At 57.2% G+C, this 25015-nt stretch carries 18 protein-coding genes and 3 pseudogenes; 10 read left to right on the top strand and 11 right to left on the bottom strand.

Going from position 1 to position 25015, the window contains the following annotated elements; translation table 11 throughout:
- Window positions 1-190: 190 nt before the first annotated feature.
- The 8 genes from EN993_RS37315 to EN993_RS00280 form a co-directional block, all read right to left on the bottom strand.
- Window positions 191-859 (bottom strand): hypothetical protein, encoded by a 669-nt coding sequence (locus tag EN993_RS37315; RefSeq protein ID WP_176477193.1) that lies wholly within the window; start codon window positions 857-859, stop codon window positions 191-193.
- Between the two features lie 562 nt (window positions 860-1421).
- Entirely contained in the window at window positions 1422-2198 is a 777-nt protein-coding gene (ehuA, locus tag EN993_RS00315) for an ectoine/hydroxyectoine ABC transporter ATP-binding protein EhuA (protein ID WP_063170381.1), read from the bottom strand.
- A gap of 119 nt (window positions 2199-2317) precedes the next feature.
- Window positions 2318-2986, bottom strand: coding sequence for an ectoine/hydroxyectoine ABC transporter permease subunit EhuD (ehuD, locus tag EN993_RS00310; protein ID WP_063169345.1), 669 nt, complete (start codon window positions 2984-2986; stop codon window positions 2318-2320).
- Window positions 2983-3654 carry an ectoine/hydroxyectoine ABC transporter permease subunit EhuC gene (gene ehuC / locus EN993_RS00305; protein ID WP_063169346.1) on the bottom strand — a complete coding sequence of 224 codons (672 nt, stop codon included), beginning with the start codon at window positions 3652-3654 and terminating at the stop codon, window positions 2983-2985. The genes ehuD and ehuC overlap by 4 nt, the downstream gene beginning before the upstream one ends.
- A gap of 59 nt (window positions 3655-3713) precedes the next feature.
- Window positions 3714-4586 (bottom strand): ectoine/hydroxyectoine ABC transporter substrate-binding protein EhuB, encoded by an 873-nt coding sequence (gene ehuB, locus EN993_RS00300; protein WP_082826582.1) that lies wholly within the window; start codon window positions 4584-4586, stop codon window positions 3714-3716.
- Window positions 4587-4810: 224 nt separating this feature from the next.
- A complete protein-coding gene (locus EN993_RS00295) occupies window positions 4811-5932 on the bottom strand; it encodes an alpha/beta hydrolase (RefSeq protein WP_063169347.1) in 1122 nt (373 codons plus the stop codon).
- 770 nt (window positions 5933-6702) lie between these two features.
- Window positions 6703-8388 (bottom strand): GMC family oxidoreductase N-terminal domain-containing protein, encoded by a 1686-nt coding sequence (locus EN993_RS00285; RefSeq protein WP_063169348.1) that lies wholly within the window; start codon window positions 8386-8388, stop codon window positions 6703-6705.
- 475 nt (window positions 8389-8863) lie between these two features.
- Window positions 8864-9328 carry an Lrp/AsnC family transcriptional regulator gene (locus EN993_RS00280; protein ID WP_063169349.1) on the bottom strand — a complete coding sequence of 155 codons (465 nt, stop codon included), beginning with the start codon at window positions 9326-9328 and terminating at the stop codon, window positions 8864-8866.
- 621 nt (window positions 9329-9949) lie between these two features.
- Between EN993_RS00280 and ectB the strand changes: the two genes are divergently transcribed.
- From ectB to EN993_RS00235, 9 genes and pseudogenes are all read left to right on the top strand, one after another.
- The gene (gene ectB, locus EN993_RS00275) at window positions 9950-11266 is read left to right on the top strand and encodes a diaminobutyrate--2-oxoglutarate transaminase (protein ID WP_063169350.1); all 1317 of its coding nucleotides are present in this window, start codon (window positions 9950-9952) and stop codon (window positions 11264-11266) included.
- Window positions 11267-11491: 225 nt separating this feature from the next.
- Complete coding sequence (locus EN993_RS00270; protein WP_063169351.1) at window positions 11492-12952, top strand: aldehyde dehydrogenase family protein; 1461 nt, start codon at window positions 11492-11494, stop codon at window positions 12950-12952.
- Between the two features lie 328 nt (window positions 12953-13280).
- Window positions 13281-13649: a GNAT family N-acetyltransferase gene (locus tag EN993_RS00265; RefSeq protein ID WP_063169352.1), complete on the top strand. Its 369-nt coding sequence runs from the start codon at window positions 13281-13283 to the stop codon at window positions 13647-13649.
- Window positions 13627-14094 carry a transporter substrate-binding domain-containing protein gene (locus tag EN993_RS37560; RefSeq protein ID WP_224571101.1) on the top strand — a complete coding sequence of 156 codons (468 nt, stop codon included), beginning with the start codon at window positions 13627-13629 and terminating at the stop codon, window positions 14092-14094. Before EN993_RS00265 ends, EN993_RS37560 begins: the two co-directional genes overlap by 23 nt.
- A gap of 756 nt (window positions 14095-14850) precedes the next feature.
- A pseudogene (locus EN993_RS00255) lies at window positions 14851-16044 on the top strand (IS256 family transposase).
- Window positions 16045-17030: 986 nt separating this feature from the next.
- The gene (gene panD / locus EN993_RS00250; RefSeq protein WP_063169354.1) at window positions 17031-17474 is read left to right on the top strand and encodes an aspartate 1-decarboxylase; all 444 of its coding nucleotides are present in this window, start codon (window positions 17031-17033) and stop codon (window positions 17472-17474) included.
- A 313-nt stretch (window positions 17475-17787) separates the two neighbouring features.
- Entirely contained in the window at window positions 17788-19056 is a 1269-nt protein-coding gene (locus EN993_RS00245; RefSeq protein ID WP_082826583.1) for an acetyl-CoA carboxylase biotin carboxylase subunit family protein, read from the top strand.
- An 81-nt stretch (window positions 19057-19137) separates the two neighbouring features.
- A complete protein-coding gene (locus tag EN993_RS00240) occupies window positions 19138-20307 on the top strand; it encodes a Xaa-Pro peptidase family protein (protein ID WP_063169356.1) in 1170 nt (389 codons plus the stop codon).
- Window positions 20308-20424: 117 nt separating this feature from the next.
- A pseudogene (locus EN993_RS00235) lies at window positions 20425-20655 on the top strand (IS3 family transposase); the annotation flags it as partial.
- A gap of 142 nt (window positions 20656-20797) precedes the next feature.
- On the opposite strand, the gene EN993_RS00230 reads toward EN993_RS00235, so the two are convergent.
- Window positions 20798-21238 carry a GNAT family N-acetyltransferase gene (locus EN993_RS00230; protein WP_158515807.1) on the bottom strand — a complete coding sequence of 147 codons (441 nt, stop codon included), beginning with the start codon at window positions 21236-21238 and terminating at the stop codon, window positions 20798-20800.
- Window positions 21239-21714: 476 nt separating this feature from the next.
- On the bottom strand, window positions 21715-22644 hold the full coding sequence (locus EN993_RS00225) for a 2-oxoglutarate and iron-dependent oxygenase domain-containing protein (RefSeq protein ID WP_063170383.1): 930 nt from the start codon (window positions 22642-22644) through the stop codon (window positions 21715-21717).
- A 456-nt stretch (window positions 22645-23100) separates the two neighbouring features.
- Between EN993_RS00225 and EN993_RS37555 the strand changes: the two are divergent.
- A pseudogene (locus tag EN993_RS37555) lies at window positions 23101-23244 on the top strand (transposase); the annotation flags it as partial.
- An 81-nt stretch (window positions 23245-23325) separates the two neighbouring features.
- On the opposite strand, the gene EN993_RS00220 reads toward EN993_RS37555, so the two are convergent.
- Window positions 23326-25011: a GMC family oxidoreductase N-terminal domain-containing protein gene (locus EN993_RS00220; protein ID WP_063169348.1), complete on the bottom strand. Its 1686-nt coding sequence runs from the start codon at window positions 25009-25011 to the stop codon at window positions 23326-23328.
- Window positions 25012-25015: the final 4 nt, after the last annotated feature.

Genomic DNA, 25015 nt, shown 5'->3' with positions numbered 1-25015 from the left:
GTCTGGATCACGGTCGACCAGCACGAGTTCCAAAAATCCAACCTGCATCTCAGGCACCGCGTCCTGACCTCGGAAATCGAGGATCCAGTCTCGACAGAGTATTCGACAAGATGCGGACGTGTGTTACAATAACGAGCCGCAACTCATACCAGACATGAGCTCATATTTTGGGATAGTGGCCTCCAAGCGGTCAAGCCACGGACGCGAATGTCATCCGATAAAGGGTCGCGGCGTCATAGATGGGCAGTCCTGTCCTACGACGGATTGCTGACGTCACCATCGGGAACAATGTACATTCAAATAGGAGGGCGGCAATCCCCGGATGTGCGGCGCCAAGTCGCGCGACACAGGCTGCAACCTCCGACTCCATTTCAACAACACCAGCCGGCCACGCGTCACCTTCAATGCCGCCGATGACTACTCTTGCCTCTGCGGATGAATCTATGCCCAGCAGCTCTTTGCCGCAGTGTCTTGAGTCTGCGGCCACAACGGCGAGCTTTGCGTCAGCTGGAAGCTGCCGGAGTAGCGTGGGCGCCAGTAGCAGGCTCGACATGGCCACCGGGACTTCGACAGACGCGGCCACTGCAGCCTGGTACCGGATACTGAACCCGCAGTCCCCGGTTATCGCGACTGCTCCGCGCTCGACCAACCGCCTGGCAGCTGCAATGTAGGCCGGCTCGAGAGAAGCATCACCGGGAATGACCCTCTCCTCCAAAGCCCCGGCCGCGGTCTCTATTATAATTGGGAAGTCGAAAGTTGCCGGGTTGAAGACCGACTCCGGTTGCGGTGGCGGAAATTCACGAGGCGGAAGTCCGATCTCCAGCCCAATAATTCCGAGGGCCCTTTGTTGAGTTGTCACGGAAGCATCCTTCTTCTGGAAGCAGCTAAGATGGTGATTTCGGCAGCAAATGCCCATCACCTGCGCGATACAGGTTCTCTCTGAATGCACGAATTTAACAGCGTCGAAACGGCTGTTTCAGAGAAACATGCCTTTCCAGGCGCAGTAAGTCGGCATTGTTTTGGTGCATTCGCATGAAAGCCGTAAAAACTGGGAAACCGCAGAACGCTTGTGCGACCCTCCCCGGGCCTGTAGGATACCGGGTTTGCGTCCGCCGTCAGACAATCGTGTTAGGGCACTTTCCAGAGCCCAGATGCCCTGAATGGCAGATTGAACGCACATCAGATCTTCAAGCTCGCAACTGCCGAACGGGCAGCGCTATTTACCTAACTCGACCAATCTGGGGCTTGGACCGGACGATCCTAGTTATGCAGTCCTGAATGAACTGGGGCAGTAACCTCGACATCAACCCGGCCCTGAAAAACCGCGCGTAGGTTCGTCGCAGGGCAGCCTGCTCCGAACGGACCAGTTCCTGCCCGGAAGCCACCCACGGGATAACTCAACTAGCGGCACAACCCGCAACTCACCTCGTCTCCAGCACCGCATTGAGAAACTGCTGCGTTCGCTCGTTTTGCGGATTGCCTAAAAGCTGGCTGGGCGGGCCTTGCTCGACAATCTTACCGCCAGAAAAGAAGCACACGCGATCGGAGAACTCCTTGGCAAAGCCCATCTGGTGCGTGACCATCAGCATTGTGAGGTCATGTTCGGCGCTGAGCTTGCGGATGACGTTGAGCACCTCTCCAACCAGTTCCGGGTCAAGCGCTGATGTCACCTCGTCAAACAGCATCACCTTGGGCCGCATGGCCAACGCCCGAGCGATCGCCACGCGTTGCTTCTGGCCCCCGGAAAGCTGGATCGGGAAATGGTTCTTCTTGTCGCCGAGGCCCACCAAGTCGAGCAGCTCTGCCGCTCGGGCCTCCGCCTCCTTCTTCGAGAGCCCAAGGACGGAGATCGGCGCCTCCATGCAGTTCTGCAGAGCAGTCATATGCGGGAACAGGTTAAAGTGCTGGAACACCATACCGATCTTGGCACGCACGCGACGGAGATGACGCTCGCTCGCCGGCACTATTTGGCCGTTCTTCTGCGTATGCGTCAACGGTTCACCGTCGACCCATATCACCCCCCCGTTGATGTGCTCAAGCGTCATCAGCATGCGCAGAACGGTGGTCTTGCCCGAGCCGGACGGACCAATGATGGACACCTTCTCGTTGCGTGCGATCTCGAGATTGAGTTCGTCCAGCACCGTCAACGCGCCGTAGCGCTTTGTGACGTTCTCGAAGCGAACTATGGGTTCGTTCATGACTTTTTCGCTGCGCCTGATATCGAGGTCAAGCTCGTCCCGCCTGGCTGATGCCCTAGGGCGCTTCGTGAGATCGTCCTCGAAGCGAAGCACAAATTCGCTCATAGTATAAGGCCTCCCTATTGCAGATGGTAGCGGCGGTTGAGCCAGACGCGGACCGACTGCACGATAGCGGAAGCAACCAAGCTGAACACGTAGTAGAAGAAGCCGCACATAGTGATCGCTTCTATGTATCGATAGTTATTGCCCCCGAAATTTTTCGCCTGCTGCAGCATCTCGAAGATCGAGATTGCCGCCAGGACCGGCGTGTCCTTGAACATGCCGATGAAGTAATTGCCCAGAGCTGGCACCATGGGCGGGATCGCCTGCGGCAGAATGATTGTTCGCCAGGTCCGCGTTCGCGAAAGGTTTAGTGCCGTACAGGCCTCCCACTGGCCGCCATCCACATTCTCGATGCCGCCGCGGAAGACTTCGGAACAATAGGCTGCATAGTGGATCCCCAGCACGCCAACTCCCGCCGTCCAGGCAGGAATGAAGATTCCGATCTGCGGACCAACGAAATAGACAAAGAACAACTGCAGCAGCAAGGGCGTTGAACGGATAAACTCCACGATCTCCGCCATGGTGGTCGAGACGTAGCGGTTTGGCGACTGGCGAATCATCGCGAAGACAAGACCCAATATCAGCGCGATCGCAAACCCGAGCAGCGTAGCCTCAATGGTGACGATCGCTCCCTGATAGAGATATGGGAAAGCCTCCCATACGTAAGACCAATCCCAGATCTTCAAGCCACCTGCTCCCGAACGAAACCGCGCGAGACGCGGCGTTCCAGCCAGCGCACGAAAGGAGTGATGAGGGCGCGCGCGATGATGTAATAACCGAATAGTGCAACCGCAAAGAACAGCATATAATCGCCAGTTGCGTCGGCCGCCTGCTTGGCGGCGCTAGTAAATTCGGGAATGGTGATGAAGAAGACGAGCGAGCTACCCTTAAGCACATCGATGAGCATGTTACCCCAGGTCGGCAGCATGGCGCGCATTGCCTGTGGGAGGATAATACGCCGCATCATGGTGAGCCGCGAAAAATTGAGCGCTGTAGATGCCTCATACTGGCCCCTATCAACGGCCTGAATGGCGGCGCGGACATACTCGGCTGCGTAGCCAGAGGCATTCATTCCGATCCCCAAAATTCCGACAGTCCACGGCGACAGGAAAATACCGAAAATCGGCAATACAAAGAACCACCAGTAGAGCTGAACCAGCATGGACGTCCCGCGGAAGAATTCGATGTAGGCGATACTGAACCAGCGCAACTGCCGACGGGGAGAGACTCGGGTCAGGCCCACGAAAAGCCCAAGGACGATCGCTACGACGCAGGCGCCAAGAGTGACGATGACCGTAGTCATGACGCCCTTGGTGAGCACGGCAAAGATAAAGCTGAGATCGACCTTACTCATATGCCCTCCCCACTGACCGCCTACCGGCCAAGGGCCGGGGAGCGGTCAGACGCATAGCTTCAGCCCTTGCAAAGATCAGCGGTCTTGCTGCCATCCGGGAGATCGCGTTTGGTGTAACCATATTTGCCGACCGCGGCCATCATTTCGTCAGAGCCAATATAGTCTTTCAACACAGCATTGAACGCGTCTACCGCAGCCTGTTCGCTGAGCGGGAAGGCTATGGCGGGATGTTCATTCGGTCCCGGCGGGGTATACGGGTCAGCCACCTCAATGCTGGGATCCTGCTCGGCAAGAGTCGTCGCGTTCAGACTATAGAGCGAGCCGGCAGCGGCGCGGCCGGCCTTTACAGCCTGTACGACCTCGGGCGGTCCGGCGACCTGCATAACCTTGTCGTCAGGGAAACCTAATTTCTTCGCCTGCTCGACTGCGGTGGTACCCGTCATGATGGCCAGGGTAAGCCCCTTCTTCTGAGCGTCATGGAGGGAATGCAGCGCTTCCGGATTGCCCTTCGGCACGATCATCGAATCATTGCTCGATGCGATCGGTTCGCTGAACAGGACGTTGCGGCACCGCTCCGGCTTAATCCACATGCCGCCCGTGATGATGTCAAAGCGACCAGCCTGGAGGCCCGGGACAAGGGAACCCCAATCGGTTACGACCGGCTCGATTTTGGTCGTTCCCATCTTTCTCAGAACGTCCAGTGTCATCACATTGACCAGGCCAAGCGGCTCGTTGTTCGCACCAGGATAGGCACTGGGAGGCTCATTGGTGAAGCCAAGACGGATCGTTTCTCCGTTCTTAATCTTATCGAGCAGCGACTCCGCCGAGGCCGAACCGGCAAAGGACGAGATTGTCATCGCCGCCAGGCCGAGCGCGGCAATCCTCTTCAAGATTGCAGCCTTAAAGCATTCGTCGAGTTTCCACTTGACCACTGGTTAGTCCTCCGTTTTCGCATCGCCGATGGTCTCCCGATATGCCTCGGGAAAAGACCATTGCATCATTTGTTGAGCTTGTAGTCCGGCGGTTCCCATCATCGTGTGAGCTGCAGGGTCCCCACTTAGGTATAGATTCCTCCAGTCGATCCTTTGCTACGCCACTTGTGCATGCTTCGTGAGCGTAGCAGCGCAGCTGTGGTGCTTTGTGCGAGAAATGCAAGTTATTCGCAGAAATTCGGTGATTTTTGGGTGCATACGCACATTTCCGTCATCCCCGTGGTTCGTTGGAAGTGAACAATCGCGAGCTGTGGTATGGCCAACTGAGGCACACCACGTCTTGCATGACTCCTGCCCTGCCCGGTTGGATGGGCGCCACCGCCTGGGCTATGCCCTTGTTGCCATGGCAGGGCACAAGTTCGTCGTATGCGACACGCCGCTGAGAGATTCGCCTCGGAGACGCTGGCCCGAGCATTGTTCCCGTCACAGTTGATCATTCGTGCCATTGACGGATGAGTCTGTTCACGGCTTCGCTCCGGATCAACCTGGACGGAATCGCCGGCATTATTGAGCAGATGGAAATCTGAATTCCTGATCAGCTTCGCCAGGTTGATCCCTTGCTCCGGCGTCGCGGTAGGGTCGTTCTTGGACCAGATGATCAACGTCTGGGCCTGAAGCTGATCAAGGTAGGGGAAGATATACTTCTGCTGCAGCAGTGGATAACGATGCAGGTTTGTCTCGTCTTCCGGCAATCTCTGCCAGATCTCCCATTGTCCCCGAGCCGCGGCCCGCCGATAGGCTTCTCGCTCGGCGCATTCCACATCCTGCCCGTGGGCGCGGCAGCTTTTCCGCCGTGCGGTGATGTATTCCTCTTCGCTCGGCATCGGGCCGGAACAGCCGTAAGCCTGCCGGCAGGCCTCCAGCCAAGCTTCGTCACGGTCATCTCCGAACGCCGGCGACACGGAGTTAGCGGTCAGCAGGACAAGCTTAGAAACAAGATCGGGACGCACGATCGCGACCCGCGCGTCGACGAATGATCCTTCTGAATGGCCGACTAGCGTGATCTGCTTCAAACCCAGTTGTTGGAGGAAGCTAATTACATGATTCACACGACCGAGCCGGTTAATGTATTTGCAGTCAGCAGGATAATCCGTTCCCCCAAAATGGAGTTGATCAATCGCTACTACCGTAAATTGATCGGATAGCCCGTTCAGCTGCCGAACAAAGGAACTCTTAGCCTCTGCACGGAAGCCCGCCCCCTGCAGGAAAACAATCGGCCTACCAGCTCCGTTCTCGCAGTACGATGTCTCGACACCATCAACCGATACGCGATGCTTGGTGATCATCGGTTCCTCGGCAAAAGGAGGGGCATCAGGTCGGCATTGCGACATGCGAGATGGACTGCCATTGCTCACTCCTGAGCGTAGCAGCCTCACATGCCACGTTGCCGAACTATCTCGTCTGAATACCGGAAATCGGCACCCCGGAGCCTCGCGTCTTGTCACTTTGCTCTGTCGTCGCCCAGCCACTGCGGCCGGGAGCCTTTTAGGTGCATGGGTGGCATTCCCCGCAAGATTTCAACCCTTGCACAGGTCGCCGGTCTTGGTGCCGTCCGGCAGATTGATTTTGGTGTAGCCGTATTTTGACCGACTGCATCATTTGGTCGGAGCCGATATAAGTATTCAATACCTCGTTGAAGGCATCGACCGCCTGCTGATTGGGCAGGAAGGCGAGACTTGGGTAGCCGGCCTTCCCAGCCGGCGGGGTGAACGGATCTGCCATTTCAACGCTGTCGACCTTGTCAGCGAGCTCCTTACCGTGAAGTAGTTTAGCGACCCCGCCGCCGCGCGGCCGACCTTCACTGCCTGCAAGAATTCGGCCTGGCCGGCGACCTGCATGACACGATCCTCCGGAATGCCCGCGTCTTTGGCGGTCGTGACCGTGTCGGAACCGGCGGTGGTGACCAGCGTTAGGCCCTTATCACGAATATCGTCAAAGGAGTGCTGGTCTTTTGGGATTGCCATTCGGCATGAGCAGGGCTTCGGTGAACTTAGCAAGCGGCTCGGTGAACACCACATTGCGGCAGCGCTCCGGCAGAATGTACATGCCGCCTGGCCTAGCTCCGTCTGCCGTCTCTCAAGGTTGTGTCGGCCAATTTCTCAGCCACCATAATCGTCGGAATGTTTGTGTTCGCCCGAGGGCAAAATGGCATGACGGAAGCGTCGGCGATCCTCAAACCCAAAATACCATGAACGCGTCCCGACGGATCGGTCACAGCGCCAGGATCCGCGGCTGCCCCCATCCTGCAGGTCGACGTCGGATGCCAACTTGGGATGACGTTCTGGCGAATATACCGATCCAGATGTTTCTCGTCGTTGACGAGATCGGAAATGCTATCCCCATCCGTTATGACGCGCCTAATCAGCCCACGGCGCAGCCGCGGCGACGCGTCCATGAGCAGCGCCAGAAATGACGTGAGTGCATAGTTTGTGCTTGTGACCTTGCTCACCAGCTTCGCTCGCGCATTCAACGCTGACGGAAACGGGTCCAGCGCCACAGAGGACAGCGAATCTTGCTGCAGCAGGCGGACTATGAAGCGAAAGCCCTGCTTGAGGCGCTCGGCGTCCCGCTTGTCGCTCAACCAGTTGAAATCGACCTCCGGCTCTATTTTATGCGAACTACCCTTGAGCGCCACAGTTCCCGTCGAGTAGCTGCGATTGACCCACACGGCGAGAGTGCCGAGGCGCCTCCCCAGCGGGTGCCAGGATGATTTGGCAACAGTCGATATTGCCATATCGGTCGACGGGCAGCCTTCGTAACCCGACGAGTAGCGGGCGTGCATCTGAATATATTCGCTCACGCCGGGTGACAAGCGATCGGCCGGCTTCAAATAGGCCGAAACGCAAATCGTGGGGTGTTCCTGAAGATTCTGGCCCACACCTTTCAAATCTGCAACGATAGGGATTCCGAATTGTACTAATTCCTTCGCGGGGCCGATCCCGGAGCGCATCAATATGGCGGGTGAATGGAGTGCTCCTGCGCACAGGATAACGCAAGAAGCGCTATACGATTGCACGCCCGATTTGTTCTCCGTCTCGACCCCCGTTACCGTTGTTCCCAAAAAGGTCAGCCGCGCAACTGTCGTTTCGGATAAAATCGTTAGATTGCGGCGAGAGCGGACGGTTTCGGGTAAGTACGCCATCGCGGAGGAGACCCGATGACCATTGCGGTTGGTCAATGGGACAACTGAATAGCCATCACCGAATGCACCATTGAAGTCTGGCCTGAAATGAAGCCCCAAAGCATCGTAAGCATCGGAGATTGCCCGGATGAAGCCCGACCAGTCTGATTGGCGCACACGTTTGATTGGCAAGGGGCCGTTCGTGCCATGAAATTCCCCGCCGAAATCCAAATCGCATTCTAGACGACGGAAGTAGGGCAGCACGTCTTCCCAACCCCAGCCCGTTGCACCGCTTGAGGCCCACTCATCGTAATCTCCGGGCCCGCCGCGGTTGGCGACTTGGGCATTGATGCTGGAGCCGCCACCCATGACGCGCGCCTGTTCGTAATGGACAGGCTTGCGGCCACCTCGCACCGTTGTCGCGTGGAGTGACTGCCATCGATAACCGGGATTAAGGTAAGCACGCGTTGGGTCGCCATCCTGGATGTCGTCAGGAATGGCATTCGGCGGCGTATCAGGGCCAGCTTCAATGAGCAGCACGCGAGCGCCATAGGCGGAGAGCCTGCTCGCCATCACGCATCCAGAGGAGCCACCACCCACGACGATATAATCGAAAACCACGCAAACTCGCAAATGTCTGAGTCGGGCAAAAATCTAGCAGACGGCGAGCAAGCAAAAACGCGCAATTATCTTGCAGGACGCAGGAAATCAGCGCATTCTTAAGAGATTCGCATTATGGCGGCCTCCCAACGGGGCGGAACGTTTAAACATGACCTTGCCAGCAGTCCATCAGGGCTGAAGGCGATGCCGGAGCGTCGTGACTTAAGTGGACAAAGCGCATCGCGACTGAAGGGGACAAACCTATCGCGAGATACATCAGAATGCAGCCCGGTAGGTCCAGAAGTGCTTTTGCAGCATCGCGCTGACGAGGCCGTTGTAAGGAGCAGAATGATGCTTCGCCTTGCGCTCCATCGCCGCTTTAGCGGTACGAAAACTCCCGTCCCAATCATGGCCGGCGGGCAAGGCGGCTGACCCTTGCGCCAGTCATCGGTGAATCGGATCAACCAGTTGTTGAATGCGCGTAAGATTGCGCGTTCTATACATCGATTGGCACCGCCAAGGTTACCTTCGTGCGATCCATCACAATCATCGTGCTGTAATTTCTAACAGCCGGGCTATCAAAGAAGAAACGCCTCGAGAATGCGTCGTACTCTGCCAAGTCACGCACGGAGAGAAGGAGAACGAAATCGGCGTTACCGGTGACCGCATACGCGCTCATTACTTCAGGCGCCTTCTGTAGAGACTGCTTGAAGCGATCGATGACGTCGGAACGATAGCGCTCAATGTCGACCAAGACCAGCATCATCAGGGACCTGCCCACCGCCTCAGGCGACACGATTGCAACATCAGCCTCAATTACGCCAATTTGTCGCAACTGCTTCAATCGCCGCTGACAGGCCGTGGGCGATATACCGGCCAGTTGGCCCAATTCTTCCGTTGTTTGGCGATTGTTGCGCTGAACAGCGCTTAAGATTTTCAGATCTATCCGATCCAATTCCATGGTCATTCTCCGGAATAGCTGCAATTTGCGCAGAAAAACTGCGATATGCACTCGACTGTAGCCTCAACCCCGCGCAGACGGAAGCCCAAACGATCAGGCCAGGCATGGGACCAAAGTCGGCTATCGTCCTCGACGTCAGTTATAGCCATTGGCCGAAGAGTGCTGTCCACCATCGCCCAACTGACAATGGCAGCCGACGGTCAAAAGCCGAGGCCTTGCGCCCAGTTCGGCCGAGGAAACGTCTCGGAACTTAAACGCTAAGCCGACTGGACGATGATGATAGGGGGGACCTCTATTTCCGCGCTTCGGCTTCCATTCGTTGGCTCACGCTGCCAAGAGTCTCATCTGTGTATAGGGAATCGAGCGCTAGGTTCGCCTGCCCCGGTTGCTGCATCAAATGCAGCCGTCTTGAGGTGGTTGGGAAAAATCGTCACCGCAGCCACACAAACCGCCGGCCTTATGCAACCTGCCGGCAATTTCGCATAATTACTGCATCCCGCCGCTCAGAATTTGCGCAAGGCGCCCAATGTAGCGCGCTATTGTCTCACAACGGCACCTACACGCCACTTCATAAAGCAGAAGAGGCCTGGCTTTGCAGGCTTCAGATTGAGGAGTTCGCCTATGAGCAAGCAATTCGCACCTGAAATGGATGCAGGTCTCGCGGTTTTCAATCGCCTGGAGTCTGAGGTGCGCAGCTACGTCCGCGCCTTCCCCGCCCTATTCGATCGCGGAGTCGGGACCACTCTCATCGCTGCAGACGGTCGGGAATATCTCGACTTTTTCGCCGGTGCAGGCGTTTTGAATTATGGGCACAACAACCCCGTCATCAAGAAGGCGCTGCTGGATTATATCGAGCGCGACGGAATTGTGCATGGGCTGGACCTTGCCACGACGGCCAAGAAAGCCTTCATCGAAGCTTTCGAGCGATACATTCTCAAGCCTCGTGGTCTGACATACAAATTACAGTTTCCCGGCCCCACAGGTACGAACGCGGTCGAAGCGAGTCTAAAACTGGCTCGCCAGGTGACCGGGAGATCGAACATCGTCTCGTTTACCAACTCGTTCCATGGGGAAAGCGCTGGAGCATTGGCAGCGATGGGAAACAAGGAGCACCGGGCCGCTGCCGGGTTTCCCCTCGCCCATGTGACATCGTTGCCATACGAAGGCTACCTGGGGGCGTCAGTTGACACAATCGATTACTTCGAAAAGCTTCTCAATGACCCCAACAGTGGCCTCGACAAACCTGCCGCGGTGATCCTGGAAGGGATCCAAGGTGAAGGCGGCATCAATGCTGCGAGCGTTACTTGGCTGCAACGGCTGCGCGAGCTAACGTCGCGGCACGGAATCTTGATGATCCTCGATGACATCCAGGCCGGGGTCGGTCGCGCGGGCAGTTTCTTCAGTTTCGAAGCGGCTGCAATTGTGCCGGACATCGTTACCCTGTCCAAATCTTTGTCGGCGATCGGAACCCCAATGGCCCTTATTCTCATCAAGCCTGAACTTGATGTCTGGGCCCCGGGCGCACACACCGGGACCTTCAGAGGCAACAACTATGCTTTCGTCACTGCTCGTGCGGCCCTCGAAGCTTACTGGTCCGACTCCAAGTTCGAGGATGAGATCGCTCGCAAGTCTGCGATCTTGGTCCAAGAACTCAACGCGATTACCGAGGAATTCCCCACCCTCGGCCTGAGCGTGCGAGGCCGCGGTCTGATGTACGGACTCGTTTCACCGAAGCACCACTCCTTGCCAGGTCTGGTCTCCCAGGAGGCTTTTCGTCGGGGCTTGGTGATCGAGATCGCCGGCTCATACGGTGAGGTGCTTAAGTTCATGACTGCCCTCACCATCGCCGAGGCTGACCTTCGGCGTGGTCTGTCCATCATTCGCGACAGCATTGGCGCAGTAGCGACTACCCTCGACGGTGGAGGCGCGGCTCGCTAGCCGACAAAGCACCGGGCCACTAGCAGGTCCAAAATCGGGCCGCTCGCAGTCACGGAACGGGAAGGCCGTTCCGTGGCATGTGGCAGTGGGCGAACTCGGAGCGGCTGAACGGCAGACTAGGGCTTTCACTGCCGGACCGATACCACGGTTGCCGTTCTTCCTGCGGCGCCGACCACTGTCGCTGCGCCAATTCGAAGAAAATCGAGCGATAAGAAAGAGGACTGGATGGCCAGCAACGACGTAGTCAAAAATTATATCGATGGCGAGTGGCGGGATTCTGTGTCCGGCACACGCATCGAGGTCGATGACCCGGCGAGCGCCGAAACGATTGCTGTCGTAGCTGAAGCAGGACCCCAAGACATCGAGCTTGCCGTTACTGCTGCTCACCGCGTTTTTCGCGACCGCGTGCTGATAGACATGCATCCGTATGATCGCGGTCGCATGTTGTTTCGCGTTGCCGACGCCCTTGAAGCGCGTTTCGACGAGATCGCAGCCATTAACTGCGCGGAGACGGGGAAGGCATTGGAACTTGCCGATGGCGAGGTTCAGACCGCCATCAGATACCTGCGATACTATGGTGGCTTGGCCGACAAACTTGAAGGGCGCTCGATCCCGCGCGGGGCCAACCTGGTCAACTACACAGTCAGAAGTCCCTTCGGCGTGTCCGCCCAGATCGTTCCGTGGAATGGTCCACTTGAACTGACGGCCCGCTCGCTGGCCTGCGCCATCGCAACCGGCAACTCAGTCGTGGTGAAGTCGCCGGAACTAGCTCCCCTTTCCGGAGTTGAACTTGCGCGTGCCTGTGAGACAGCGGGGCTGCCTGCCGGAGCGGTCAACGTGCTCACTGGATACGGCCAAACGGCAGGCCAGGCGCTGATCGAACATCCCGACGTTCGCCACATCGTCTTCACGGGCTCGATTACTACTGGGCGGACGGTGCTCAAGACGGCAGCGGATCGGATCGTGCCCTGCATAATGGAACTGGGCGGAAAGTCGGCTGCAGTTGTGTATTCCGATGCCGACCTCGACTGCGTTGTGGAAGCGGTACGCGTCGGGACCTTTCTGAATGCAGGCCAGAATTGCAACAACCTTACACGTCTTATTGTGGAACGTTCTATTGCAGACAAACTGGTGGAAAGAGTGAGGGTCTGCGTCGAAGGACTGTCGGTCGGTCCAGGACGCGAAAACTGCGACATCACCCCGTTGATCTCCCGAAACCAACGACAAGGAGTTGAGCGGGCCTGCCAGACGGCCCTCTCGCAGGGCGCGCGACTCGTAACCGGCGGGACTGCGCTTTCGGAGCGGAGCGGTTACTTTATGGCGGCCACGGTGTTTGCCGATGTCGCGCGAGACAGCAATCTCTTCCAGCAAGAAGTATTCGGTCCTGTTCTTGCCGTTACCACGTTCGATAATCCGGGAATGGCCGTCAATCTCGCGAACGACACCGTTCACGGTCTGGCAGCGGGCGTGTTCACGCGGGATATTGACCGGGCCCTCTGGACCGCCGACCGCCTTTGGGCCGGTCAAGTGTACGTGAATGGGTGGTATGTGGGCGGGGTGGAAACACCGTTCGGTGGGATAAACCAGTCCGGCTACGGCAGGGAGAAGGGTCAGGAAGCGCTGGACGGCTACGTTCAGACGAGAAACGTTGGTATCCGCCTCTCGCAGCCACCATCTGGAAATTGAACGCTTGCTGATCCCTACCGACGGCGCGGCTGTCGGGCGATGCAGGATTCAATGACCTCGACCAAATCGAAATAAGCCCGGCGAGAGAATCCGTATCGGAGGTCATCGAGAACAACTCTAATCATAGGATTTTTGGCTGCGGACGGGCTTTACCCACCACGGACATGTAGGAGCGCATTGCCTAGCCCGCTGCGTGGGTCGCATGGGTCAGGAGAGGATCACAGTGCTTCAGAGACAATTGAGATTCGCAGAGCTGCCGCCGAAGATTTCGACAAGTTGGCAATGTTGAACCGCGAGTTGATCGAGGCCGAGAAGCATCGAAACCCCGATGACGGTTTCAGAACTCAAGGAGCGGTTTATTCAGTTGGTGAATCGCGAAATTTGGATGGTCGACCTCTTCAGCCAGAACGGCGAGATTGTGGGCCTCGCCACTCATCGTTTGGAGCCAGACAATGCGGAGCCGAGTGGGCAACGCGTCTTTTTGAGGCAATTCTACGTCAGCTGCCAACACCGACGTTCGGAGATTGGCTGCAGGACCCTTGAGCTGCTTATTCGGTCTCGTTTCCACAACAAATCAAGGATTTTCCTCGACGTGCTGGAGACCAATCCTGGCCGCAAGACCTTCTGGTCTCACACCGGTTTTGTCGCCTACAGCACGCTCATGGAGCGTCTCGTTGAAAAAGCGGACACCAAATAACCTGCGGTGCTGGGAATTAATTTGGGGATCGGATTGTCTGGCATTTGCGTGCGTCGCGCAAAAACACGAGAATAGAATCGAGCCGGTCGTAACCGAATGGGGCTCACTTGTCCCCGGCCTGCAGGCTAGCCGCTTCGACTTCATCACGGCCGGCATGTGGATCAAGCCGGAGCGCTGCCGCAACGTGCTGTTCAGCGAACCGATCGCTACGGAGAGAGGCGCACTGCTGGTGCCTAAGGGCAACCCGGAAGGGCTGCATTCTTATGAGGATGTGCGTGACAAGGGACTCACCTTCGTCAGTGATACAGGCTACACCGCGGTCCAGGACGCGAAAAAGTCAGGCATCGCCGACGACAAAATCATGCAGGTCGCCGGACCGCCGGCGGACAGGCTGTCGCGCCGCCGCCGGTGCCCTCGACTACTTTACAGCGACTGGACTTGTTAAGAAGGACCACAGCCTTGAGCTGGCCGATTCGTTCATCGCGCCAGCCAACTATCCTGCTATCGCCTTCGAGCTCAACGAGCAGGCTGCGGTCGACGCGTTCAATGCCGTATGCAGGACTATGTTGGCTCTGGCGAAATGATGGCAGTATTCGGCAAATACGGCTACGGCAAAGACAACCTGCGGACGGCAGCAAGACCGCTGACCTCTGCAGAGGCTGAAGGCAATGTGCCTTAACACGTCCCCGGTCATGGCGGGGACGTGTTCAGTGGGCAAGCGTCTGTGAGGCGATTTCAGGTCCACCGTGGCGGTGCTCACAAGACGCGCCTCATTGCCTGAAACAAACACATCTACACTTCATCGGGTGCGCACATGTGAGCGTCGCGGCCCACAATACGACGGCCAATATGCGGGCTGGCTCACCTGCCACATCAGGCAACTGCGCAAGCAAATCCCCTGACGTGTGCCGGAACGAGAAGCAGGAGAATACTGTGGAAATCAGAGTTGTACGCCCGGGCGACCTTTCTCAATTGCGCAAGATTTGTGACGAACACATCGACTTGGAAGGGGTGACAATAGCGGACCAGGACCTGAGTCCTTATTGGAACTCGGCGTTTTTTGGAACACCTGCCCAGTTGTTCGGTTGGGTTTGTGATGAAGGAGGGTGTGTGCTGACAGTTCTGCAAATTCGCTGAGAGAGGGCGGTCATGGCAGGCTGGTGATTGTTCACGTCACCGATTCCCGCGAAGGAACGCCACCATGACCAAGATTGAAAGTAAGACCGGCAGCGCTGCCATCAAAGACATTCTGCTTTCGGACCCGGACGGACTTCACGAAGTGATCCGTGCGGTGATGCAGGAGGTACTCGAGGCCGAGATGGACGAGGCGCTGGGGGCTTCGAAGAGCGAGCGCACACCTGAGCGGCTCGGCTACCGCTCGGGTTATTACGGCCGCACCCTTGTCACGCGGGTCGGCAAGCTTGAGCTGCGGGTTCCGCAGGACCGGGCCGGCCGCTTCTCGACCGAGCTTCTCGAGCGTTACCAGCGTTCGGAGCGGGCCTTGGTGGCGACGCTTGCGGAGATGTATGTGCAGGGCGTGTCGACCCGCAAGGTCAAGGCGATCACGGAAGAGCTGTGCGGCCATGCGTTCTCGGCCTCGTCGATCTCGGCCATCAACAAGCGGCTGGACGAGAGCCTCGCTGCCTTTGCCAGGCGCCCCCTTCAAGAGCCGTTTCCTTACCTCATCCTCGATGCGCGCTAAGAGAAGGTGCGTGAGGCCGGCGTCGTCATGAGCCAGGCGGTGCTGATCGCTGTCGGCATCGACTGGGACGGCCGGCGCCAGATCCTGGCCGTCGAGATGGCCAATCGCGAAAGCCGCTCGGCCTGGAGGGATTTCCTCGTCGCGCTGAAGGCGCGCAGCCCCAAGGGCGTCGAGCTGGTTGTCTCCGCCAATCATGCCGGCCTGGTCGCGGCGATCGGCGAGGTGATCCCCGAAGCCGCCTGGCAGCGCTGCTACGTCCACTTCCTCAGGAACGCGCTCGATCACCTGCCGAGAAAGCACGGCGCCGACTGCCTGCAGGACTTGCGCTGGCTCTAATGACCGGCGCGATCTCGCCGAGGCCAAGGCCGATCTCGCCGCATGGCTGTCCAAATGGTCGGGCCGCTATCCGCGACTGACGAGTTGGGTGGAGGAGACCATCGAGCGCACGCTGACCTTCTTTTGCCTGCCGCGCCAGCATCACAAGCATCTCAAGAGCACCAACATGCTTGAACGGCACAATGAGGAAATCCGCCGGCGCACCAATGTCATGCGCATCTTCCCCAATGAAAGCTGCCTGCGCCTCGTCAGGGCGCTGGCTGCGAGACCAACGAGAACTGGATGGAGGCCAACCGCTACATCAACATGGACGATCTGCGCGAGCACAAGAAGCTCGCTCTACGCCAAGCCGCATGACCAGCATCGTGGCCGCCCCATTTTGCAGAACTTGACGCACACAACCTGAAGGAGGTAAGCGTCATGACAACTCTTAGAGGATACATGACCGCGTCGATCCGGCTTTTCCTTGTTGGTCAGGGGCGATCCTCGGGTACGCCTCCGGCGAGGGCCGCCTTGCGCGATCATGGCACGGTAGCGAGGCTGGGCTCTTAAGGTCGTCCTTAGGAGCGTAAGCCCCGCGACCATCCCATCGCTGAAAACAAACCCTTGATCAGCGGGCGCCCGACGGACCGCCTCTGTCGTCGTGGCGCTCCCATGAAGAACCTGGCCCATAGTGCATCCTTTGATTCGGAAGATAAGGATGCCCCATCAAAACCTGAGATCAAACATTTAGGCAGGCCTCGACTGGGACAAGTAAAACGGCCGCATTCGAGGCATGAGGCTGCACGCGTCTAAGATCCGAACAGCCAATACCCGAGCGTCCTCGACATCCCCGCCGCCAGAAGTCAACGATGCCCAGATCGGCCGCACGACCACCAGCAGAAGGGCGCCACCTCAACCCGTCCTACACTCAACATTTTGTCGCGTCCGCGACGTGCCTTCTTGATCCGATCCGTGGTCTGCTCACCTAAATAGCTGAAAGAGATCACGCATTTCTGTTTCCGGCCTGATTAGCCAGTTTGGCACGAGGTTTGCAACTTTGTGTGCGATCCAGTTGAACGGGCCGATTGGCACAGTCACCTGAAATCACAACTAATTAAAGGAACGGAACATGTCGGAACTGTATCGGATGGCATTACCAATGGGGGACAGCCGGCCGGCAATGCCTCCGCCCACCACAACCAGCCTTCGCCTGACTGTCTCGTGCTGGCCACGCCAGAGTAATCAATTTTGTCCTAAGAACCACAATACGACAAATCGCAGAACGTCCATCCATCCATCCTGAAACCAAGACACAGCAATCGCTTGTCGACGCAGTGTCCCACCGCCGAGAGGAAATGTAGATGAGAAAATTTGTTGCCGCCAAGCTTCATGGAATAACTGTGACCGACGCGAATTTGAACTACCGGGGCTCAATAACTTTGGATCCAGATCACTGCGACGAAGCCGGCATCCTTCCAATGGAATTCGTTGAAATCTGGAATAAATCATCGGGCGCTCGAATCAGCACTTACGTGATTTATGGAGAGCGGGGTTCTCGTTGCTGCGTGCTGAACGGAGCCGCTGCTCGCACCTGTCAGGTCGGGGACGAAATAATCGTTTGCTCCTCCGCATACATCGAGGAGCATCAGATGGTGGAGATCAAGCCGCGAGTGCTGACTTTCCACCGGGATAATTCTATCTGCGACCACATGTTCTACGAGGGTGCAATAGACGACGATGGAAGGATAACGTTCTCGATTCGCGAGGGCTCTCCCGGCGATAACGCGCTAAAACTCACTCCCTAGTAGGGCCTTTCGGTGACAGCTCGTGGCGCCGGGTCCCGGTCAAGGGCGTACTCGTCCCCAGTACTCTGGTACGCGATACAGTGCATTATCCCACTCGGCCACTATTCGGTCAGTTGCCATCAAGCCCAATCGGTTCTGCCCAGATCTGGGAAGACGATTTTGCTGCGCCAAAGGCAACTTCAGCTTCAGCCAGCGGCTGCGGGTAGAGGCGACCAATTTCACGGAATGTTTGGCCTTGGATCGTTGTCTTTAAGTCTGAGGTCCACGATGGCAAAACGACCTATCGACAAAAACGCAGAGTGGAGAACAGCCAATGTCAAGGAAAGCTCTCATCCTGGTTGAAGGCCATGCAAGAGGTAATGGAATACGATACATCCACGCGGCCCGGCGTCTTGGCTTTCATCCAATTACACTATCAGTTGATCCAACACAGTACGAGTATCTTGCGGCGGAAAGAAGCGAGGCAATCCGTGTCGATACAACCAATCTTGATACCTTGATTCGCGAATGTTCCAGGCTGCGTGAGACCAATGACATCGCTGGTATCACGGGCTTCTCGGGCATCGACGAGTCGGTCTATGCAACCGTTGGCAAACTATGTCGGCATTTCGACTTACCGGGACCCAACCCCGAATTGATTGAACGATGCTGTGACAAATTCTCTCAGCGCCAGCTACTTGCGGAAGCCGGAGTTCCGATACCCGCTTATCGCATGGCGCTGAATGTGGCAGAAGTAGAAAGCGCTGTCGCGGAGATCGGCTTTCCCGTAATTGTTAAGCCGGCAATCGGCAGCGGTAGCATCGGTGTCCGATTGTGCCGCAACGCCGATGAGTTAGCTGACCACACGACCTATCTGTTGGGTGGGAAGCACATCTGGCCGTCTTCGCCGAGGATATTGGTTGAGGAATTCGCGCGCGGCCCTTTTTATAGCGTGGAGATAATGGGCAATGAGGTTATTGGGATTGTCGCCGTTGATTTCGGCCCCCCACCGCATTTCGTCTTCCGTGAAACGACCTTCCCGGCCCCGCTTGCGGAAGACGATCATGACCGTATCGTTGATGTTTCGCTGAGGTGCTTGCAAGCTCTTGGCCTTAATTGGGGGCCAACGAACATCGAGCTCCGGTTGACTAATCATGGCCCGGTTGTAATCGAAGTGAATCCGCGTCTTGCTGGTGCGCTTGAGCCTGAACTGGTCCAACTGGCGAGCGGTGTCGATCTGGTCACCGAGCACATCAAGCTTGTCGTCGGCGAGGAATGGGATTTGCGCAGAAGGCATTTGCAGACCGCAGCCGCGCGGTTCCTAGTTGCTGATTGCGACGGCACCCTCGATTGGATCGATGGCGGCAGTCAGGCGATCGCGGTACCAGGTGTCGCTGAAATCAAATTGTATGTTGAACCCAACGCGCCGATCTTCAGGAAAGGCGATTTTCGAGACTGGATAGGACATGTCGTCGCCGTTTCACCCAGCCTTGCTCAGACCGAAGCGATACTCCAACGAGCTGTCGACTTAATCGCTTGGTCTATCACACCGCCGTCGGGCGAACAGGAGCGATCTGCAGCCCCACGACTCCCCCCCAACTGAGAGGTGATCCGTCGCCAGCATAAGAACTCTTACCCGCAATAGCTCGCCTTGTTGTCAAAAGCATAGCTGGAGTTCAAACTTATGAATATATCCAAGGGACCCCAGGCATTCCCTAGAAGTGAATACCTTCGCCGGCTCGGCTCGGTGAAGTTCGAAATGGGTCGGTGCGATATCGACGCGCTCGTCGTTTCCGACCAACATAACATTACCTATCTCACGGGGTACACCGCGCTATCAGCCTATGTTCCTCAGGCCGTTGTGGTTTCGATACGAGAAGAGGAACCGACGTTCATTCTGCGCCGCTGTGATGCGCCGGCAGCCATTCATCAATGTTTTATGGAGCGCGACAAAATCGTCGCATACCCCGAAGCGTATATTGGAAATCCTGACAAGGATGGCTATGACGCGGTAGTCGATTACTTGGAGGACGTCGGCCTCGCGAGTCGAGGCATAGGAATCGAGCTATGCTGCCTTCCATCGCAATCGGCGAAAAAGTTTAGGATGCGCCTGCCTGGTGCCACGATCGTCGATGCTACTAAGGCGGTCACTTGGAAAAGGCTCATCAAGTCAGATCTCGAGATAGCTGTAATGCGGGAGGCGGCGGCAATCTCAGACGCCGCGATTCGACGCGCTGCTGAGGTAATACGCCCCGGGGTGCGTGAAGCAGACGCGTGCGCGGAAATTGTGGCAACGTTGGTGCGCGGCGCAAACGGTAAGCCAGGAAGCGGGATCGAGGGAATAAGTTTGTGTTCATCACCGCGAACGGGAACGTGCCACATTCCGTGGAGCGAGGACGTTTTTCGCTATGGATCGCAGGTGAATCTCGAAATCGGCGGTGCGCGATATGGTTACTGTGCTGGGCTTATGCGCACTTACACGATCGGCTCACCCTCCGATCGTCTACGTCGCGTGCATGAGATCCAAGTCGCCGGCCTTGAGGTCGCTCTTGATGCGATACGGCCAGGAGCGACTTGCAGCGATGTTGCCAACGCCTTCAATCGCAGCATCGAGAAGCGGGGCCTCAAAAAGGAGACGCGTTGCGGCTATGCACACGGCATTGGTTGGTTGGAGCCGACCGCAAGCCTTAAGGATGGCGATATGACAGAGTTGCTACCAAACATGACCTTTCACCTGATGTTAGGTAATTGGATCGAGGAGGATTTTGGATACGTCATCAGCGAAACGTTCCGTGTCACAGACTCCGGCGTCGAGGTACTGACCACTGCTCCCCGGAAGATTTTTGAGATCTAAATTAGAATATGGCTTGTCATAACGACAGCGCGGACGTCCGGAATAGATCTTGCCGGTCGACGAGATGTCGCCTACCTTGTTGAAGTGCGGACGGCGAGCGGCGGTCGGCATGCGGGGCCGATCCGTGTCGAGGCGAAGCCGAACGCACGCTGGTCGCTGTACGACCAGTTCTCCTGCGGCCGATCAACTCGTCGACGACGTGACGCGCGAATGCCTTACGCGATTCCGGACACAGATCTCTGGTCGCCGCGTTGCTCGCGAACTGACGACCTGATCGCCCAGCGCGGCAAGCCCGGCATGATCGTCGCAGACCACCGCACGGAGTTTACCTCGAACACGGTCCTTGCCTGATCAATGGATCATCGCGCCGAAAATACATTCCGCTGCAAGCCCATGTGCGCAACATAAATGGCTGCACCTCTAGTCTACTCGCCACTGTTTAAAAGACTGGGGCAGGTCAATGCGCTTTCGTTACGACCTCAGAGCAAGTCTACAGGTCATAGTAGTAGGTAAGGTATGGACTCAATTTACCGATCTTGTCATAGAGCGCCCGCGCATGATAATTTGATCTGTCCGTATTCCAATAGATTCTCAGCCAGCCTTGGTCGCGACCGTAGGAGGCCAGATTCGTGAGCATGGCTTGGCCAATCCCCTGGCGCCGCGAAGACTCGTCGACATAGAGATCTGCGAGAAAACAGACCGGACGATCGCTAAGAGTATACGGGTGAATGACAAAGGTAGCAAAACCTATGGTAACGCCAGTTGCTGAGACCGCGATCAGCGCGTTAATCGGTTCGTCTGGGCGCTCGATGCGCCGCCAGATCCTATCTGTCGCCTGTTCTGATGAATTGAGACCTTGGTCGGCGCAATATGCGTACCAAAGGGACCGCCATGCATCGCGGTCGGCAGTGCCTGCGAGACGAATCTCCATGAGGGGCGGGCTCCGGCTGAGAATGGGCTCCAGGGCGCGAGGTGTTCGGCCTGAAAGGTTGACGGCTTGCGATAACTGCCACCGGCCCGCAAGACGTGCAGCACGCGACCGCCGGGTGTTATAAGATCTTTCCGCCTGTGACGGCGTCGTGGTCGCGCTGGAACTGGTTCCCGGGAGCTCGGTTCGCGATACGTCAAGCGCGAGTTGGGCGAGCGTTATCATGGGATCAAGTTCCCTCAGGTTTTCCCGCAGCACGTTTGCGACAGCGGTGCAGATCTAGTGCGATCTTTCCCTGCGACCACACGATGCAAACAATCTGACACCATAGGTGCATTCATCCCGAAGCGGGCTTCCGACCGCCGCGCTACACGCGCGACGGCGGGACAATCTAGCGGATGCGAGAGTTCTTCCAGCTTACCACGGAGATCTGCACCGCGTCGGCGCCATAATTGCGCATGCTTTAGAAAAGCAGACAATCATTGCAGTTCGCGCGCGCGTCCGGCGCCATTCCCAGTCACCCATATTGACTCAACGTTGCGCAGCATCATTTCTACAACACTAACTTGCTGCCCTTGTCGCGAAGTCAGGCGAGCGTCGATCTCGGGATAAATAAAGAAGGGCAGCGAAATTCGATCAGTCGGACCACTATGCACGACCTGGTGGGGCGTACTCTTGAAGCGGCCGTCGCTCAAGACCTGAAGGAGGTCGCCCAGATTGACTACGAGACTATCGGGCAGGCTCGGCACCGGCATCCATCGACCGCGGAACCACACCTGCAAGGAACGCAGGGGGAGTTCCTCTTGCAGCAGCAGCGTGAAGAAGCCATGATCCGTGTGCTTTGCGCAAGTGCCGCCGCGAGCTGGATACCGTATCACGCGTTGCCCAAGCGTCGGCGTGCTGAAATGGCGTTGGAACCATGCCTCTTCCATACCTATCAGGTCCGCCAGCGCATCCCCGATCTGGGGGACAATCCCGGCGAGCACGGTAGCCTGCAAAGCAAGCAGGTTTCTTGCGAAGCCAGGAGCCAAGGCTTCATCCGGAAGGCGCGTGCGGCCGGAGAACGGACGCCGGTCGCCTTCGTTCTCAATTCCGAGGTCGAATACCTCCTTTGGATCGAAGCCGGCCTCAGGATGTAGCATTTCGCCGTGTAAAGGACTGTATCCACGGGCGGCAGTGGGGTACACGTCCTGAAAGGCGTGCCCGTAGCGTTCCTTAACCGACTGTGGCAATGCGAAGAATCGCCGGGAAGCCTCAATGGCTTGCGCGATCTGTTCCCCGGGGATGCCGTGCTCGACAAGGTAGAAGAACCCGTATTCCTGGCATGCCATTTGCAGGCGCTGGCGCTCGTCACGTCGCGTTGCATCGTCTCTCAATTTCGAAAGTGAAATTTTCGGCAGCGTGGTCATAGTCAATCCCCTTTTTGGGCGCTTAAGTTGATTAGTGTTTGCCGCGGCTCTCAAAGTCGACAGTTCCTTGGATGTGGGCAACGCGCCGTCTCTTCCAATAATAACGAAAGTCGACATGATGTCCCATTCTAAGGCTAAGCCGATGGCTGGGCGGTGATTCCGTCTTAGCAATTGATCTCTAGCGCTTCCTGGTGAAGATAACAACGATTTGTATGTTAATATAGTTGTATATATTGTTACATCCGTCGCGGTTAGTTTAACATTATCACGGCCAAGATACTAAGAGCGATTTACAATTCTGAATTGCTTTATGACTTCCAGGCTCAATCCAGACCAGCGCCGACCTCCGGGTTTCATGGCAGGATCGGCCATCTCGAAGAGCTCTATGACGCGAGGTATCGCCAGCTACCTGAGCTCGTCCATCACACACGCCGTCCCGGACGATGGCCGAATGGCAGAAACCGACCGCTCGAAATTTTCCTATCCCATAGTCTTTTTCGACGCTATCCGGGTCGAGCGGTCAAGCTCAGGGACGAAGACTTCGTTCGCAAAAAAGCCATCTACATCGGGTTCGGCGTTCTGCCTGGCGGCACCAAGGAGCACATGAGCTGAGGAAGCGCTTGTCGACGTTATCCGCCGTCTCGACGAGACGACTAGCCGAGCAGCAAAGCAGGCAGCGATTTAGCTCCGTCTGCCGTCTCTCAAGGTTGTGTCGGCCAATTTCTCAGCCACCATAATCGTCGGAATGTTTGTGTTCGCCCGAGGGCAAAATGGCATGACGGAAGCGTCGGCGATCCTCAAACCCAAAATACCATGAACGCGTCCCGACGGATCGGTCACAGCGCCAGGATCCGCGGCTGCCCCCATCCTGCAGGTCGACGTCGGATGCCAACTTGGGATGACGTTCTGGCGAATATACCGATCCAGATGTTTCTCGTCGTTGACGAGATCGGAAATGCTATCCCCATCCGTTATGACGCGCCTAATCAGCCCACGGCGCAGCCGCGGCGACGCGTCCATGAGCAGCGCCAGAAATGACGTGAGTGCATAGTTTGTGCTTGTGACCTTGCTCACCAGCTTCGCTCGCGCATTCAACGCTGACGGAAACGGGTCCAGCGCCACAGAGGACAGCGAATCTTGCTGCAGCAGGCGGACTATGAAGCGAAAGCCCTGCTTGAGGCGCTCGGCGTCCCGCTTGTCGCTCAACCAGTTGAAATCGACCTCCGGCTCTATTTTATGCGAACTACCCTTGAGCGCCACAGTTCCCGTCGAGTAGCTGCGATTGACCCACACGGCGAGAGTGCCGAGGCGCCTCCCCAGCGGGTGCCAGGATGATTTGGCAACAGTCGATATTGCCATATCGGTCGACGGGCAGCCTTCGTAACCCGACGAGTAGCGGGCGTGCATCTGAATATATTCGCTCACGCCGGGTGACAAGCGATCGGCCGGCTTCAAATAGGCCGAAACGCAAATCGTGGGGTGTTCCTGAAGATTCTGGCCCACACCTTTCAAATCTGCAACGATAGGGATTCCGAATTGTACTAATTCCTTCGCGGGGCCGATCCCGGAGCGCATCAATATGGCGGGTGAATGGAGTGCTCCTGCGCACAGGATAACGCAAGAAGCGCTATACGATTGCACGCCCGATTTGTTCTCCGTCTCGACCCCCGTTACCGTTGTTCCCAAAAAGGTCAGCCGCGCAACTGTCGTTTCGGATAAAATCGTTAGATTGCGGCGAGAGCGGACGGTTTCGGGTAAGTACGCCATCGCGGAGGAGACCCGATGACCATTGCGGTTGGTCAATGGGACAACTGAATAGCCATCACCGAATGCACCATTGAAGTCTGGCCTGAAATGAAGCCCCAAAGCATCGTAAGCATCGGAGATTGCCCGGATGAAGCCCGACCAGTCTGATTGGCGCACACGTTTGATTGGCAAGGGGCCGTTCGTGCCATGAAATTCCCCGCCGAAATCCAAATCGCATTCTAGACGACGGAAGTAGGGCAGCACGTCTTCCCAACCCCAGCCCGTTGCACCGCTTGAGGCCCACTCATCGTAATCTCCGGGCCCGCCGCGGTTGGCGACTTGGGCATTGATGCTGGAGCCGCCACCCATGACGCGCGCCTGTTCGTAATGGACAGGCTTGCGGCCACCTCGCACCGTTGTCGCGTGGAGTGACTGCCATCGATAACCGGGATTAAGGTAAGCACGCGTTGGGTCGCCATCCTGGATGTCGTCAGGAATGGCATTCGGCGGCGTATCAGGGCCAGCTTCAATGAGCAGCACGCGAGCGCCATAGGCGGAGAGCCTGCTCGCCATCACGCATCCAGAGGAGCCACCACCCACGACGATATAATCGAAAACCACGCAA

The sequence above is a fragment of the Mesorhizobium sp. M7D.F.Ca.US.004.01.2.1 genome, from assembly GCF_003997785.1.
Lineage (GTDB): Bacteria > Pseudomonadota > Alphaproteobacteria > Rhizobiales > Rhizobiaceae > Mesorhizobium > Mesorhizobium loti.
This window is presented reverse-complemented; position numbering and strand designations above follow the sequence as displayed.